Below are 16397 nucleotides of genomic sequence, written 5' to 3' on the forward strand. Positions count from 1 at the left end.
CTTGCAGACAGAGTGCTTCCCTAGTTCAATCGTGCCCGGGCAGAACAAGTTATTTACCGCCTACGCCGCCAGCCACGAGCCGCTGTCTCCGTTTTACTCCGAAACGCCCTGGTCGCAGCAGTGGATGTCGCAGGCCGCAACAACAAGTTCAGCGCAGCGTGAGGCCGTCGCGACCCTGCTTGCAGAACAGAACCGCAGCTTCGGGGCGTCTGAAAAGGTCCTGTCTAATATCGAACAGCTGCGCTCGGGCGCGGGCGCGGTCGTAACCGGCCAGCAGGTGACGCTCTTCGGCGGCCCGCTCTACACGCTGCTCAAGGCAGCGACCGCTATCCGTAAGGCAGCGGACGCCACCGCGGCCGGGCATCCGCATGTCCCCATCTTCTGGCTCGCCAGCGAAGATCACGACCTGGCCGAGGCCGACCATCTTTCTCTCACCTCAAAGCACGAGGTGAGGACCATCCATCTTGAGACAGCCGATGCCGCGCTCAGACTGCCAGTCGGCGGCCGCCAGTTGGGGCCGCAGATACGCGCCACTCTCGACCAGGCAGCGGAGCTGCTCGGGCCATCCCCAGCGCTTGACCTGCTCGAACGCTGTTACACCCCTGAGGCGACCTTCAGCCAGGCGTTTGCCCGGTTCATCAGCGCCGTCTTTGCCGACCAGGGACTGATCGTCATCGACGCCTCCACCCGCGATTTCCATGCGCTGGGCCAGCCGGTGCTGCGGCACGCCATCGAACACGCCGTGGAGTTGAACGCCGCGCTGCTCGAACGCAATCAGCTGCTGGCCTCGCGCGGCTTTGACGCGCAGGTAATGGTCAAGCCGCAGGGCTCTTTGCTCTTCCTGCTCGATGAGGAGACAGGCGAACGGCTTTCGTTGAAGCTGCGCGGCGACAACATCTGGTCCGCAGGCAAAAAGACCTACTCCACCGCGGAGCTGCTCGCCATCCTCGCCGCTGAACCCCATCGGCTGAGCCCCAACGCGCTCCTGCGCCCGCTCTTTCAGGACTGGCTGCTGCCTACCAGCGCCTATATCGGCGGCCCGGCTGAGATCGCCTACTTCGCGCAATCGGCGGTGCTCTATGAGCGACTCTCCGGCCGCATCACGCCGGTGCTCCCGCGCCTGAGCGCAACCCTGATCGACGCGCAGAGCGCCGCCGTGATGCAGCGCTATGGGCTCTCGCTGCCCGATCTCTTCGCCGCGCCACCGGCGGAGCTTGCGCAGCGGATCGGCGCGCGCTCCATGCCAGTTGAGGGCAAGCGCAAGCTGGCCGCGGCAGGCAACGCGCTCGACGAAGAGCTGCAGTCGCTGACGGCCTGGATGCATGCGCTCGATGAAGGCCTGGGCCGCTCGGCCAACGTCGCCGCGTCCAAGATGCGCTACCAGATGAACCGCCTGCGCCGCCTGGCCGCGAACCATCAACTGGAGCGCGACGCCAGCATCCGGCGCCACATCGACGCGCTCTACCGTAGTCTCTACCCCGGTGAACACCTGCAGGAGCGCGCTATCGGCGCCGTCTCCTTTCTCGCGCAGTTCGGCGACGGGCTGGCCGGCGTGCTGGTAGAGAATGCAGCGCAGGAGTGCCCCGGGCACCGCGCCATTTTCCTCTAGGCCGAGCGCCGACCTCCCGTCAGGCCGGATGCTCCTAATCCCTGCATTTTTCGTCATATCGACCTGCAACTGCCCTGCTTCCTTGACGGTCGATCTTCCATATACCAATAATGGGTGTTGATCATCTCCACACCTTGAACCATTGGCAGCGGCTTATTTTCCGATCGCCTGAAGGAGCATCTCGCACATGGCAACAGCCCAACGTCCTGTCGCGCCTACCACACACCGCGGCGTACAACCACTCCGTGCCGGACAGGGCAACTCCTTTCTGCTGCGCAAGCTTCACTCCCTGAGCGGCATCGTCCCCATCGGCGCTTTTTTGATTGAGCACCTCATTTCCAACTTCGAAGCACTCAAAGGCCCTGCCGCCTATGCCGCGCAGGTCAAGTTCCTCAACGGGCTGCCTTTTGTTCGAGTTCTGGAGTGGGTTTTCATTTTCATCCCGCTCGCCTATCACGCGCTCTACGGCGTCTACATCTGGGCGCGCGGCAAGTCGAACGTCATCTACTACCCGTGGTCCGGCAACTGGATGTACATGATGCAGCGCTGGACGGGACTGATCGCCTTCGCCTACATCGTGCAGCATGTCTGGCGGCAGCGCTTCTCCGGCGTCAACCTGCCTGAGCATCCGGGCGCGGCCTTTCACAAGGTGCAGATGGAGCTGTCGCACCCGTGGATGCTGGCTGTCTACGCCATTGCCATGATCGCGACCTGCTGGCACTTCTCCTACGGCGTCTGGCTCTTTGCCGCCAAGTGGGGCATCACCCCGGGTGACAAGGCGCGTCGCCGCTTCGGCTTTGTCTGCGCCGCTCTCGGAGTCCTGCTCACGGTCATCGGTCTTGCCAGTCTCTATGCCTTCGTTGGACCCATGTACAAAAATGCGCCCGCGGATTTAAGTCCCGCGCAAATCGAACAGGGCAGCATGGCTCCGGCGCCTGCCGGAGCCCAGGTCCCCGCGTCAAACTAAAGGAAGAAAGAGCAGAAATATGCCAGCAGCTCCGAAAATTATCGTCGTAGGCGGCGGCCTCGCAGGACTCGCCGCCGTCATCAAGATCGCCGAAGCAGGCGGCAAGGTCGATCTCTTCTCGATCGTTCCCGTCAAGCGCTCTCACTCCGTCTGCGCGCAGGGCGGCATCAACGCCGCCAAGAATCTCAAGGGCGAAGGCGACACCACTGCGCAGCACTTTGACGACACCATCTATGGCGGCGACTTCCTTGCCAACCAGACACCGGTCAAGGGCATGTGCGAAGCAGCGCCGGGCATCATCGATCTGCTCGACCGCATGGGCGTGCCCTTCAATCGCACTCCCGAGGGCCTCCTGGACTTCCGCCGCTTCGGTGGAACCCTCTATCACCGCACTGCCTTTGCCGGCGCAACCACGGGCCAGCAACTGCTCTACGCGCTCGACGAGCAGGTCCGCCGCTATGAGTCCGAGGGCAAGGTCACGAAGTATGAGGGCTGGGAGTTCCTGTCAGCGGTTCTCGACAGCAGCCGCGTCTGCCGCGGCATCTGCGCCATGGACCTGCGCACCATGGAGGTCCGCACCTTTGCCGCAGATGCCATCGTCCTCGCGACCGGCGGCATTGGAGCCATCTTCGGCAAGAGCACGAACTCCGTCGTCTGCACAGGCTCGGCCCAGTCGGCTGTTTATCAGCAGGGCGCCTATTACGCGAACGGGGAGTTCATCCAGGTTCACCCCACTTCCATTCCCGGCGAAGACAAGCTGCGGCTGATGTCCGAGTCAGCGCGCGGCGAGGGCGGCCGGGTGTGGGTGCCGAAACAGCTTGGCGACAAGCGGCCGGCAAAGACCATCCCCGAGGGCGACCGCTGGTACTTCCTCGAAGAGTGGTATCCGAAATACGGCAACCTCGTGCCGCGCGACGTCGCCACCCGCGCCATTCACAAGGTGGTCTATGAGCACGGCCTCGGCATCGACGGCCAGCCGATGGTCTACCTTGACCTCACGCACATCGATCGCGAGACCCTCAACCGCAAGCTCGAGGGCATCCTCGAAATCTACGAGAAGTTTGTGGGCGACGATCCGCGCGAAGTGCCGATGAAGATCTTCCCCGGCATGCACTACACCATGGGCGGCCTCTGGGTGGACTTCAACCAGATGACGAATATCCCCGGCATCTTCGCCGCCGGTGAAGCCGAGTACAACTACCACGGTGCGAACCGCCTGGGCGCAAACTCGCTCGTCTCCTGCATCTATGGCGGCTTCGTGGTCGGCCCCAAGGCGACCGAGTACGCGAAGGCTCTGCCGGCAATGCAGGGTGACGGAGGCGCCGCAGATGAGAAGAAGCGTCAGGAAGAGCTGAACAAGCACCTCATCTCGAACGCGGGCACGGAGAATCCCTTCAAGCTGTGGCGCGAGCTGGGCGAGACGATGACCAAGAATGTCACCGTTATCCGCTACAACAAGGCCATCAAGCAGACGGACGAGAAGATCGTCGAGCTGCTGGAGCGCTACCGCAACGTTAACCTGAGCGACAAGAGCTCGTGGGCAAACACCAGCTTCGCCTTCACCCGCCAGCTCTACAACATGCTGCAGCTGGCTCGCGTGGTGGCGCAGGGCGCGGCGCTTCGCAACGAATCGCGTGGCGCGCACTACAAGCCAGACTTCCCGGATCGCGACGACGAGAACTTCCTCAAGACGACGAAGGCCTACTTTGCGCCTGACGCCGACGAGCCGCGTTTCGAGTACGAAGCGGTAGATACGCAGTACATCAAGCCGCGTCCGCGCAAGTATTGATAAGGAGATGGATCGAATGGCAGAGCGCACCGTAAAGATTGAAATCAAGCGCCAGAGCAGCCCGGACAGCAGCCCGCACTGGGACAAGTTCGAACTTCCGCATCGTCCGGGCATGAATGTCATCTCCGCGATGATGGAGATTGCGGCAAACCCCTACACGGCAGACGGCAAAGAGACGACCCCCATCGCCTACGACTCCAACTGTCTTGAAGAGATCTGCGGTTCATGCGCCATGCTGATCAACGGCAAGGCACGCATGGCCTGCACCGCCCTGGTCGACAAGCTGGACCAGCCGATCAAGCTGGAACCGCTGTCGAAGTTCCCGCTGGTTCGCGACCTCTCCGTCGACCGCAGCGTTCTCTTCGAGAACCTGAAGGCCGTCAAGGCATGGGTGCCTATCGACGGAACCTACGACCTTGGCCCCGGCGAGCGCATCTTTCCACAGGTCCAGGAAGAGCGCTATCCTCTCTCGCGCTGCATCTCCTGCTGCTGCTGCATGGAGGTGTGCCCGCAGTTCAACGAGTCCACCGGTTTCGTGGGTGCGGCCACGATTGCGCAGGCCCAGCTCTTCAACGAGCATCCTGCCGGCAAGGTGCTTAAAGAGGAGCGTCTGCACGCCTTGATGGGCGACGGCGGCATCCAGGAGTGCGGCTACGCACAGAACTGCGTGCAGGCCTGCCCCAAGCAGCTTCCGCTCACCAAGGCCATCTCCGATGTAGGCCGCGATGTGATGGTGCAGGCTGTCAAGGACGCTTTCACGCGATAAGACTCTTCAACTATCCCCGAACCGGCGACCACTCACTCTCGCCCGTTCGGGGATTTCCTTCCCTGTTTTCGCCACGCAAAGAGACAAAGCAAGCTGCTCAGTGCGAAAATCTCCTCACCTTATGAGTGCTCCTATTCGCGTCGCCGTAATCGGCTATGGCATGGCCGGCCGCATCTTCCACACTGCAGTTGTCAACGCGACTCCCGGCATGGAGCTGGCCTGCGTCGTGCAGCGAACCGGCAACGATGCCGCTGAACATTATCCCGGCATCAAGCTCACTCGTTCCATCGAAGAGATGCTCGCCGACCAGAGCATCGACCTGGCCATCGTCGCCACGCCCAGCCACAACCACTTTGAAGTAGCGGAGCAGTGTCTTCGCGCGGGCAAGAATGTTGTCATCGACAAGCCCTTCACCCTCACCTCGGACGAAGCGGCACGGCTCATCCATCTCGCGCGCGAACGCCAGCTGATTGTCACCGCTTACCAGAACCGCCGCTGGGACAGCGACTTCAAGACCGTCAAACAGGTGATGGCGAGCGGTGCTCTGGGCCGTCTGGTCGTCTACGAGGCACACTATGACCGCTTCCGGCAGGAGCCTCGCCTCAAGGTCTGGCGCGAGAATGGCGGCCCCGGCGGCGGCTTGCTCTTTGATCTGGGCCCGCACCTTATCGATCAGGCAATTTCCCTTTTTGGCGACCCTGAGGCCATCACGGCCAGCGTCCGCATCGAGCGCGAGGGAGCAGTCGTGGATGACGCCTTCGACATCCATCTCGCCTATCCAAGGCTGACCGTCTGGCTGCGTTCGACGCTCACCGCCTACGCTCCCGGCCCGCGATTTACCCTCCACGGCACCGACGGCACCTTCATCAAGTCCGGCCTGGACACGCAGGAAGATGCGCTCAAAGCCGGCGCCACCTTCGATTCGCGCTGCTTCGGCTACGAACCGCCGGAGCAGCGCGGCACGCTCTACCGGGTTGGCCATGAACCGGAATTGATTGAGACGCTCCCCGGCGACTATCGGGGATACTACGCGAGCGTGCGGGATGCACTGCTCGGCGTAGCGCCGCTCCAGGTTACTCCCGAGCAGGCCTGGCGTACGACTCGCCTGATTGAACTGGCGCGGCAGAGCAACGCGGAAGGCCGCACCCTCAAGGTCGACTTCAGCAACGCTCTCTGAAAAGGCAGAGGGCGCCGCATAGCGCGACGCCCTCTGTTTTCCCCGTCTGCAATCTACTTGATGGTTCCGTTCAACCCGCCGGGAAAGAAGACGCCCGGCTTGCTGCCGCCGTACACAATGCTGAGCACCTGGGCCGTGGAACGGCTGAAAGTGATTGCATTCGAGTCGGCGTCCACGATCGTCGCCGCACCGCTTGCCTCCATCCCTACCCCGATATCGTCGGGCATGGAAGGCGCAGGAGTGACCGCAGCCGCGCTCAACGAAGCACGTGCTGCAGCGATCTTCTGTGAAGCCGACTGCGCCGCCGTACCCGCCGCGTAGATACGCGTGCGAATGCTGCCCGCATGGTAAGCCTCGACCGCCAGAATACCCGCAGCCGCCTGCAGATACGTCTTGCTGGAGAGCAGCGGAGCCGCCCCGTTGTATGCCGTCACGCCTACATCCTCGAAGATGAAAGCGCCCAGCAGGAAGTTCGTTTCGTTCGCGAAGGGGTCGAAGGACGAGCCGAGCCCGGCAGCCATCGCTAAAGCGTTGAAGCTGTTGTAGAGGTCGATATTCGGCATCGCCACCGCGCTCGCACCGAGCGCGGTGGAGAGGAAGGAGACATGGTTGCGCTCCTCCATCGCGGTCTCGTTGGCGTAGTCCTGCAGCACGGTGGTCGAGAACTGCACCGGTGCGAAGTTCGGCTTCAGCGTCACCGATCCTGCCGTGCCTCCGCCACCCGTCACGCTCACCGGGGTTGAATATTTGTCGATGGTGACGCCTGCCGTTGCCAGCGTGTAAAACTGCGCCTCGAGGTATTCGAGGTTCAGCGCAAAATTGAGAATGTCAGGATCGCCGATGGTCGTGCTTTGCGCGTTGGCCACACGGCTCAACGCCAGGCCGGCCAGGGCCGCACCGCCCAGCATCATCGCCGAGCGGCGGCTGGACAGGCGTTCTTCTCTGCGTGCTGCGAGTTCCTTGATCAGAGTCTCTGTATTTTCCATGTGTCCTTGTCCTTTACGATGCCGAAGCGGTTATGGTGCCGTTGAGTCCCTTCGGGTAGAAGCCGCCGCTACTTACAGCGCCTGCCGTCGCGTTGAGATAAACGATGTGCAGCACCTGGTCCGTTGTACGGTGGAAGGCGAGAGAGTTGGAGTCGCAGGGAACAATCGTCTTGCTCGACACCTCAACCTCAGCGGTCACGTTGCCGGAGGCTGCCGCCGAAGCCTTGCCGCGAAGGTTGGAGATCTGGTTGGCGAGATTCAGATACGTGGGGTCAGACTGGTAGACGAGAATCGTGCGAATCTCAGCCGCATGGTAGGCCTCGGTCGCGTGGATAGCCGCTGCCGCTCCCAGGATTGTCTTGTCAGAGATCAGCGTGACCGCGCCGTTGTAGGCTGTGACGCCTACATCTTCAAAGGTGAACGCTCCTACCAGGAACTGGTTCTCATCCGCAAAGGGGTTGAAGCCGCCGGTGATGCCGGCCGCCATGGCTGCCGCGCTGAAGCTGTTGGTCAGATCAATCGTCGGGCGATCCACCGCCGCAGAGCCAAGCGCCTTGCGCAGGAACGCGACATGCTCCATCTCGTCATTCGCGATTTCAAGGGCATAGGCCCTGAGCGCCGGAGTCTGAAAGGGCACCTGCGCTCCGCCAGTCACCTGCCCGGGATTCGTCCCGACCAGCGAAGATGGCAAACCCTGTCCGGTCGCTGCCCGCAGATAGAACTCGGCTTCAAGGTACTCCAGGTTAAGGGCAAAGTTAAGGATGTCATTATCCGTAACCGCGCTCGTCGGGGGTGTTGGGGGCGTGGGAGCCGTTGTCATCTTGCTGCCCCCGCCGCAGCCGACTGCGGCAGTCACCGCGGCGACTCCGGCTCCGGTTCCCACGCCTGCCAGGAATCGGCGGCGCGTGAACCCACCTTGCACTATTGCACTCAGCTTGTCTTTTTCCACGATTGGCATCTCCATTCAGAGTTCGAACATTCCCGATTACACGAGGGGAACGCTTCACGCCCCGCCGGCGGATTGGTAGAGAGGATGACAAAACGCAAATTATTTTCGACACCGCCACTCCGGGTCAAAGATTACCGCCGGGCAGAGCAGGAAATCGCGCCCCATCGGCATCCAAATAACCGAGCTCAGAATTCTGCAGCGCAGAGTGGAAGAGGGCGTAGGCTGGTGTGCATGAAATCTCCCCGCAGCGAGAAAGCACGGATGGCGGCAACCGTTCGAGCAATCCTGACTCTTGCCCTGCTGCTCTGCGTATCGGGCAGTGTGGTTCGCGCGGCCGCGTTCCAGCAGGACCCGCTAAGCGAAAAGGACATCGAAAAGGTGCGTGATGCCCGGGACCAGCCCAATGAACGAATCAAGCTCTACACGAAGTTCATCGATGAACGCATCGCCACCATCAAAGATTTAACAGGCAAGACCAGGGCAAACAATCGCCGCACCCAGCTGCGCGATAAATTCCAGGAGTTTACCCGGCTCGCCGACGAACTCGCAGACAACCTCGACACCTACAACACCGAGCACGCCGACATGCGCAAGGCCCTCAAAGATCTGGTCGCGGCCAGCGCCAAATGGGCTCCTGTGCTCAGTGCTCCCGCGAACGACTCGGTCTATGATTTCTACCGCGGGACCGCGGTCGAAGCAGCTCAAAGCGTGAACGACCAGGCAAAGAAACTGCAGGGCGAGCAGGACAAATATTTCGCAGAGCATAAAGACCAGCGAGGCAAAAACGGAACCGGCCCGGACTAGCTTGCGCGTCAAGACTTGAAAAGCGCTCACAGAACAAGGCGTTTATGCCGATAAGCGCCTCGTATGCGGCGCTGGCTTATCATTTTGTTCCTTTGCCTTTCCACGGCGCTCACCGCACAGAGTCCACAGACGATCCGTATTCGGATGGCGCTGCCCGGCAGCGCTCCCTCGTCCGCGCTACGTGCGTTCGACGCCGGGCCGCTTGCAGCAGAAACTCCGCTTGAAAAAATTCTCATGCTGCTCAGCATTACGCCTGAACAGCAGCAGGCCCTGGACAGGCTCACCTCCGCGCAGCAGGACCCGGCGTCCAGCGAGTATCACCGCTGGCTTACGCCCGCCGAATATGGTGCGCGCTTCGGCGCTTCACCGGCACGGATCGCGGAGGTGACGGCGTGGCTGGAGCGCGAGGGGCTGCAGGTGAATGAAATCTCTGCAAGCCGCCGCTCTATCCTCTTCAGCGGCAGCGCTGCTGCGCTCGAGCGCGCATTCGCCACCCGCATGCACCGCTATGTCTTCAATGGGGAAGAGCACATTGCAAGCACCACAGCGCTAACCGTTCCGGTGAACTTGAATGGCGCGGTAGCCGGCGTTGTCTCACTCAACGGCCTCCGTGCCCGGCCGCTGCACACGCGGCCCACCCCCGCCACTCTCGTCGCAGGAAACAGCGCGCTTGCCCCGGCAGATTTCAGGGCCATCTATGACGTGAATCAGGTGTGGAACGAGGGCTACAGTGGCGATGGCCAGTCCATCGCTGTCATCTCCCGCTCGAACATCCATCCTGCGGACATTGAACAGTTCCGCGCATCGTTTGATCTGCCGCCCCGCGCACCTCAGGTCATCGTCAACGGACCTGACCCCGGTACAGCCGATGCGGCTGATCTTGAAGAGGCGACTCTGGATACCGAATGGGCGGGCGCGATTGCAAGAGACGCAACCATCCAGCTCGTGGCCACGCAGTCCACCGCTGCCACCGACGGCACCTATCTCTCCGCGGAGTATGCGGTTGACCACAACCTCGCCCCCATTGTGAGCTTCAGCTACGGCCTGTGCGAGACCAGCCTCGGCACTGCTGGCAATGCCTTTCTGAATGCACTGTGGCAACAGGCCGCTGTCCAGGGGATCACTGTACTCGTGGCTGCAGCCGATAGTGGAGCCGCCGCCTGTGACACTCCCTCCGAAACGATCGCGAAGCAAGGCCGCTCCGTGAACGGCATCTGCTCTACCCCTTATGACCTTTGCGTTGGCGGCACCCAGTTCACCGGGACCGCCGACTCTCTCGGCTACATCCCAGAAGCGGCATGGAACGCCAGCTCTGGGGGTGGGCTCTGGTCTACTGGAGGAGGTCGCAGCGCTGTCTACTCGAAGCCACCGTGGCAGAGCGGGCCAGGAGTTCCCGCTGACCACATGCGCGACGTGCCGGATGTGGCCCTCAACGCCGCTGCGCAGGATGGATACCTGATTTATCTCAACGGCTCCCTGCGCATCCTCAGCGGCACCTCGGCCGCGACGCCGGCCTTTGCTGGAATCGTGGCGCTGGCTGCACAGGTCGCCAATACGCGATTTGGAGCCATCAATCCGATGCTCTATCAGCTTGCGGCACTCCCGGAGAACAGTGGCGCGCAGCTCTTCCATGACATTGTCGATGGCGACAACAGTGTGCCCGGCGTCCCTGGCTTTTCTGCAGGCGTGGGCTACGATCCGGCCACGGGACTCGGATCGGTTGATACCGCCCACTTGATCGCCGCTTTGTCGGCCAAGCCGGCAGCCCAGGCGGCCTTCAACCTGCAGCTTGGCGCTTCGCAGATTCAACTGGCTCCCGGTCGCGCGGCTACCGTTTCGGTTCGCGCGGCTCTACCGACTGATGTGGAGCCCGTGAGTCTCACCGTGAGCAACTCCTCGCCAAACCTCCGCGCCTACGTGCATCCAGACCAGATCACCGCAACCAGCAGCTCCGCTTCCCTTTCCATCTACACAGAGCCCAACACTCCGCCCGGCAGCTATCCACTCACCATCACCGCTACCTCCGGCAGCGAGCAGCACCAGATCACACTCACCGTTACCGTTCCCTCCGGGCGCGTGCTTCCCTGCAACTGGTACGAGCGCAACCTGCCTGGCTACTGCAATCCGCAGAATTTTTAGCCGCGCTGTGCTACGCTCGCAGTTAAGTGAACCCGCAGCTCGTTTCAATTTTTCAGCTGGAGTACCGCGCACTGCGTCCGCGTGCTCCCATGCCGCCCATCGATATCCGCTTTTATCGCTTCACCGGACTCAACACCACGATCCGCCTGCGCGAAGGACACCTCAAGGTTCACCTCTCTGACCTGCTCGAGGGCGCGCCGGAAAATGTTCTTCACGCCATCGCCCACATTCTGCTGGCGAAGCTCTATCGGAAGCCCATTGAAGCAGTGCACTCGGCCCGCTACCGCCGCTTCGCCTCAAGCGAATCCGTGATGAAGCAGACGGAGCGCATCCGTCAGACCCGCGGACGCAAGCGCATCTCGACCGCCAAGGGCGCTCACTACGATCTGGATGAAGTCTTCGACGCTTTGAACATGCGCTTTTTCTATGGACTGCTGGGCAAGCCGCAGCTCACCTGGAGCGAGCACTCCGCGCGCCGTACGCTTGGCCACTATGACGCCGCGCACAACACCATCATGGTCAGCAAAGTCTTCGACCGGAAGAACACGCCCCGCTTCGCCATCGAGTACCTGATGTACCACGAGATGCTGCACCTCAAGCATCCGGTCAAGGTGCGCGGAGGACGGCGATGCGTGCACCCTCGCGAATTCCAGGCGGAAGAAAAACTATTCCCCGAGCTGGAACTCGCGAAGGCCTACCTGAAGACGCTCTAGCGTGCTGGAGCAGGCAGCGCTAATCGAGCGCCTGCACTACACCCCGCCCAAGAAGCACCTCCACGCGATCAACAAAGGCGCGATCAGCTGCAATCTTCATATCTGCTGGTTCGAGCACCACGCAATATTCGCCGCGCTGCTCCAGGTTCAGCATCAGCCGCCCAGGTCCCGGCGACCCTACGATCATCTCTCGCAATTCCGTCAACATGGACTCGCTCGCCCGTTCCAGCGGCACGCGAATGCGCACGTTGAGCGGCAGCTTCACCTTGACGTCTTCAAGCGCCTGTATCGACGATACGGCCAGCTTTGGCGCCGCATCCTCTTCGGCGCGCAGCTGCCCGCGCACCAGCACCGGCACCTCGATCTTCAAGGACTCAGCCAGCCGCTCGTAGTCCTTGGGAAAGCAGATGAGGTCGATCTTGCCGACGGTATCTTCGAGAGCGCCCTGGGCGTACAACTCCCCGGAGCGCTTCGATTTCGCCACCTTCAGGCCAGCGATCACCCCAGCAATTGCGATCTCATTCTCCGGTTGCTGTCCGCGGCGGCCCGTGCTGGGCGCAGGCTTCATCTCCATGGCAGCGGCCGTGTCCAAGACTCCGGGCAGATTGCGCAGCTTCTCCGCATATTTGTCGAGCGGATGACCCGAGACAAAAAAGCCCAGCACTTCCTTCTCAGCCTGCAGCCGCTGGTTTTCATCCCAGTCCGGAATGTTCGGCAGGCTGTCGGACTTATTCGCCGTCGCCGGATGATCGTCGAAGATGCCGAAGAGCCCATGCTGACCTGCCGCTGCATCGCGCTGTGCCTTCTGCGCGCGTTCGATCGCCTTGTCTGCGGCAGCGACAAGCTGCGCGCGACGGCCAAAGGAGTCGAGCGCACCAGCCTTCACCAGCGATTCCAGCACCCGCTTGTTCATCAAACGCAGATCGACCTTCTCGCAGAACTCCCAGTAGTTCGAAAAGCTCTTGCCCTGCTCCGCCAGCTCCTTTCGCGCGGACAGGATGGAATCGATCGCGTTGCGCCCCACGTTCTTGATGGCCGTCAGACCGAAGCGGATAGAACTCCCATTCGGCGTAAAGTCCGCATCGCTCAGCCGTACGTCAGGCGGCTCAACCGCGATTTCCATCTCGCGGCATTCCTTGATGTATTTCACGACATTCTCAGGCTTTGAAATTTCTGACGTCAGCAGCGCCGCCATAAACTCGACCGGATAATGCGTCTTGAGATAAGCCGTCTGGTAGGCCAGCAGCGCGTATGCGGCAGAGTGCGATTTGTTGAAGCCGTATCCGGCAAACTGCTCCATCAGGTCAAAGATGCGAGTGACCTTATCCTTTGGAAACTCTTTGGCAACTGCGCCGGTTACAAACCGGTCGCGCTGCTTCGCCATCTCCGCAGGGTCCTTCTTTCCCATGGCGCGGCGCAGCAGGTCGGCCTCGCCGAGCGAGTAGCCGGCGAGCACGTTGGCAATCTGCATTACCTGTTCCTGGTATACGATGACGCCGAGTGTCTCCTTCAGAATTCCTTCCAGCGGCGGCAACTCGTATTCCACCTTGCGCCTGCCCCACTTGCGCTCAATGAAATCGTCAATCATGCCACCCTGAATCGGCCCCGGGCGATAAAGCGCATTGAGCGCCGTCAGATCTTCAACGCAGGTCGGCTTGTAGCGGCGCAACACATCGCGCATGCCGCCCGATTCAAACTGGAAGACTCCGGAGGTCAGCGCGCGGTGAAAGACCTGTTCGTAGGTCTTCAAATCATCGAGCGGAATCGTCTCCATATCCAGTTTCTGCTGGCTGTTGCCTTCGATCAGTTCAAGACAGTCGTCGATAACCGTCAGCGTAGTCAGCCCAAGAAAATCCATCTTGAGCAGGCCCATCTTTTCAACCGCCTTCATGTCATAGGCGGTCACGATTTCGTCGTTCTTGCTGCGGCTCAGCGGCACCAGGTCCGTCAGTGGCCGCGGCGCAATCACCACGCCGGCAGCGTGAACACCGGCGCCGCGCACCAGCCCTTCAAGCTTCTTCGCCGTGTCGATCAGCTCGCGCGTCTGCGGATTTGTGTCATAGGCCTCCTGCAGCGGGGGTGAATCCTTGAGCGCCTGCTCAATGGTCACGCCGATAGTCGCCGGGATCATCTTTGCAATGCGGTCCACATCGCCGTAAGGCATATCGAGCGCGCGACCTACGTCTTTGATCGCCGCCTTGGCGGCCATCGTGTTGAACGTGATGATCTGCGCCACCTGTTCGCGCCCATACTTGCGGGTGACGTATTCAATCACTTCGCCGCGACGGTTCATGCAGAAATCGATATCGATATCCGGCATCGAAATACGCTCTGGATTGAGGAAGCGCTCGAAGAGCAGCGCATTCTGCAGCGGATCGATATTCGTAATCTCCATCACGTAGGAGACCAGCGATCCAGCCGCCGATCCACGCCCCGGACCTACCGGAATATCGTGATCCTTCGCGTAGCGGATAAAGTCCCACACGATCAGGAAGTAGCCGGAGAACTTCATCTGCTTGATGCAGGCGATCTCGCGCTCCAGTCGCGCCTCGTATTCCTCAATCGTGCTGCGCAGCAGGCCGCGCCCCTGCAGGTGGCGCACCGCCGTGTCCAGCCGCTTGCGAAAGCCCTCGCGGCACACCTGCTCAAAATAGCTGTCAATCGTGTGCCCCGGCGGCACCGCGAATTCCGGAAATGGATTGTCGACCTTGTTCAGCGTGAGCGAGCAGCGCTCCGCAAACTGCATCGTGCGGCTCACGACCTCAGGCGCATGCGAGAAGACCTTCTCCATCTCCGCTGCCGTCTTCACATAAAACTGATCGCCGTCGAACTTGAACCGCTTCGGATCGTGAATCGATTTAGCCGTCTGCACGCACAGCAGCACATCATGCGCGTGATGGTCGTCTTCGCAGAGGTAGTGGCTGTCATTGGTCGCCACCAGGGGAATATTCAGCTCCCGTTCCAGCCGGAAGAGGTCTGCATGGATCTTCTTTTCCAGCTCAAGGCCCTGGTCCTGAATCTCCAGAAAAAAGTTGCCCTTGCCGAAGATCTCCTCATACTGGCCGGCAACTCCGCGCGCTTTCTCGTACTGCCCTGCCATCAGGTTTTCGCAAACCTCACCCGCCAAGCAGCCGGAGAAGCCCACCAGCCCGCTCGCATGTTCGGCAAGATATTTCTTGCTCACGCGCGGCTTGCGATAAAAACCATGCAGCGAAGCTTCGGATGTAATGCGAACCAGGTTTCGATAGCCCTCTTCATTCTCAGCCAGCACCAGCAGATGGTTATATTTATCCTTCGTGGCCGGGGCGCGATGGTCGTCTTCTTTGCAGATGTAGAGCTCGCAGCCCAGAATCGGCTTTACACCCTTCTTCTTCGCCGCTTCAAAGAAATGCACTGCGCCATAGATGTTGCCATGGTCGGTGATCGCGACGGATTTCTGTCCAATGTCGGAGACTCGCGAGACGAGTTTGTCGACATCACAGGCGCCATCGAGCAGAGAGTAATCGGTATGCAGATGCAGGTGGGTAAATTCAGCCATGGGTATGGCTCTATTCTATTGCGCTCAAAGCCGCACAGCTCGCGGCGAAGAAAAAGCGCAAGCCTGTGCGGCTTTGAGGAAAAGACGTCCTGCCTGGAACCACCTAGGTAAGAATCGTCCGCAGATACTTGTAGCTTTGCTTGATGCTCGCCATCGGCGTGGTATCCGTCTGATCCTGCTCTACAAAGTAGTACTCGATTCCCAGACTTTGCGCCTCGCGGATTACGGCGTGCCAGTCGATGCTGCCACTCCCCACTTCTGTGAAGTGGGCCGAGGCCTTGCTCATGTCGTTCGACGGGGGAAAGCCCGGCTTGCGGTCCTTGAGGTGAACCATGCGGACGCGGCGGCCAAGCTTCTTCATCATCGAGACCGGGTCAATACCGGCCTGCGCAACCCAGTAGCAGTCCAGTTCAAAGAACACCAGCGAAGGGTCCGTCTCTTTCATCAACACGTCATAGCCGGTCGTCCCATTGAATTTGCGGAACTCATAGTCGTGGTTGTGAAATGCAAAGCGCATTCCCATCTGCTGCGCCTGCTTGCCCCATTCATTAAACTGTTTCGCCGCCTGCTGAAAACCTTCGAGCGAGCTTCCCAGCGGGCGCGGCAGCATCGGGCAGACGATCCACTTCACACCCAGCTTTTTTGCGTAGTCGAAGTTCTGCGCCATCCCGTTGTAGTCGAAATGCCCGCTCGGCACGGTGAGGCCCGCATCGAGAATCATCTGTCGGAGCTGGGCCGCGGGATGGGAGTAGACACTGCTGTAGGTCTCAACCTCTTCGTAGCCGATGGCCCGAATCTGCTTCAACACCTCGCGCAAATCTCCTTCGGCAAGATTGCGGACAGTGTAGAGCTGAACGCCGATCGGAGTATGCCCGGCCGCAAAAGCGCGCATGTCTCCCATCCCGAGGACCGACAGAAGAGCTGCTGATGATTTGAGAAAGGAACGTCGTGTTTTCATGT

At 60.9% G+C, this 16397-nt stretch carries 12 protein-coding genes; 8 read left to right on the forward strand and 4 right to left on the reverse strand.

Annotated features, from left to right (window positions below):
• Nucleotide 1: 1 nt before the first annotated feature.
• From bshC to C7378_RS07510, 5 genes are all read left to right on the forward strand, one after another.
• Entirely contained in the window at nt 2–1609 is a 1608-nt protein-coding gene (gene bshC / locus C7378_RS07490; protein ID WP_131994166.1) for a bacillithiol biosynthesis cysteine-adding enzyme BshC, read from the forward strand.
• A gap of 187 nt (nt 1610–1796) precedes the next feature.
• Nucleotides 1797–2576 (forward strand): succinate dehydrogenase cytochrome b558 subunit, encoded by a 780-nt coding sequence (locus C7378_RS07495; protein WP_131994169.1) that lies wholly within the window; start codon nt 1797–1799, stop codon nt 2574–2576.
• 19 nt (nt 2577–2595) lie between these two features.
• Nucleotides 2596–4365, forward strand: coding sequence for a succinate dehydrogenase flavoprotein subunit (gene sdhA / locus C7378_RS07500; RefSeq protein ID WP_131994172.1), 1770 nt, complete (start codon nt 2596–2598; stop codon nt 4363–4365).
• A gap of 16 nt (nt 4366–4381) precedes the next feature.
• Entirely contained in the window at nt 4382–5131 is a 750-nt protein-coding gene (sdhB, locus tag C7378_RS07505; protein ID WP_131994175.1) for a succinate dehydrogenase iron-sulfur subunit, read from the forward strand.
• Nucleotides 5132–5252: 121 nt separating this feature from the next.
• Nucleotides 5253–6308 (forward strand): Gfo/Idh/MocA family oxidoreductase, encoded by a 1056-nt coding sequence (locus tag C7378_RS07510; protein ID WP_131994177.1) that lies wholly within the window; start codon nt 5253–5255, stop codon nt 6306–6308.
• Nucleotides 6309–6361: 53 nt separating this feature from the next.
• Here C7378_RS07510 and C7378_RS07515 read toward each other — a convergent pair whose 3' ends face one another.
• Both C7378_RS07515 and C7378_RS07520 read right to left on the reverse strand, forming a co-directional pair.
• Nucleotides 6362–7294, reverse strand: coding sequence for a ferritin-like domain-containing protein (locus C7378_RS07515; RefSeq protein ID WP_131994180.1), 933 nt, complete (start codon nt 7292–7294; stop codon nt 6362–6364).
• Nucleotides 7295–7307: 13 nt separating this feature from the next.
• The gene (locus tag C7378_RS07520; RefSeq protein WP_207901369.1) at nt 7308–8243 is read right to left on the reverse strand and encodes a ferritin-like domain-containing protein; all 936 of its coding nucleotides are present in this window, start codon (nt 8241–8243) and stop codon (nt 7308–7310) included.
• A gap of 231 nt (nt 8244–8474) precedes the next feature.
• Between C7378_RS07520 and C7378_RS07525 the strand changes: the two genes are divergently transcribed.
• From C7378_RS07525 to C7378_RS07535, 3 genes are all read left to right on the forward strand, one after another.
• Nucleotides 8475–9047, forward strand: coding sequence for a hypothetical protein (locus C7378_RS07525; RefSeq protein WP_131994186.1), 573 nt, complete (start codon nt 8475–8477; stop codon nt 9045–9047).
• 63 nt (nt 9048–9110) lie between these two features.
• Nucleotides 9111–11186, forward strand: coding sequence for a S53 family peptidase (locus C7378_RS07530; RefSeq protein WP_131994189.1), 2076 nt, complete (start codon nt 9111–9113; stop codon nt 11184–11186).
• 26 nt (nt 11187–11212) lie between these two features.
• Complete coding sequence (locus C7378_RS07535) at nt 11213–11899, forward strand: M48 family metalloprotease (RefSeq protein ID WP_131994192.1); 687 nt, start codon at nt 11213–11215, stop codon at nt 11897–11899.
• A gap of 19 nt (nt 11900–11918) precedes the next feature.
• Here C7378_RS07535 and dnaE read toward each other — a convergent pair whose 3' ends face one another.
• A complete protein-coding gene (gene dnaE / locus C7378_RS07540; RefSeq protein ID WP_131994195.1) occupies nt 11919–15437 on the reverse strand; it encodes a DNA polymerase III subunit alpha in 3519 nt (1172 codons plus the stop codon).
• Nucleotides 15438–15540: 103 nt separating this feature from the next.
• The gene (locus C7378_RS07545; protein WP_165876702.1) at nt 15541–16329 is read right to left on the reverse strand and encodes a sugar phosphate isomerase/epimerase family protein; all 789 of its coding nucleotides are present in this window, start codon (nt 16327–16329) and stop codon (nt 15541–15543) included.
• Between the last annotated feature and the right edge of the window lie 68 nt (nt 16330–16397).

This window comes from Acidipila rosea (assembly GCF_004339725.1).
GTDB lineage: Bacteria > Acidobacteriota > Terriglobia > Terriglobales > Acidobacteriaceae > Acidipila > Acidipila rosea.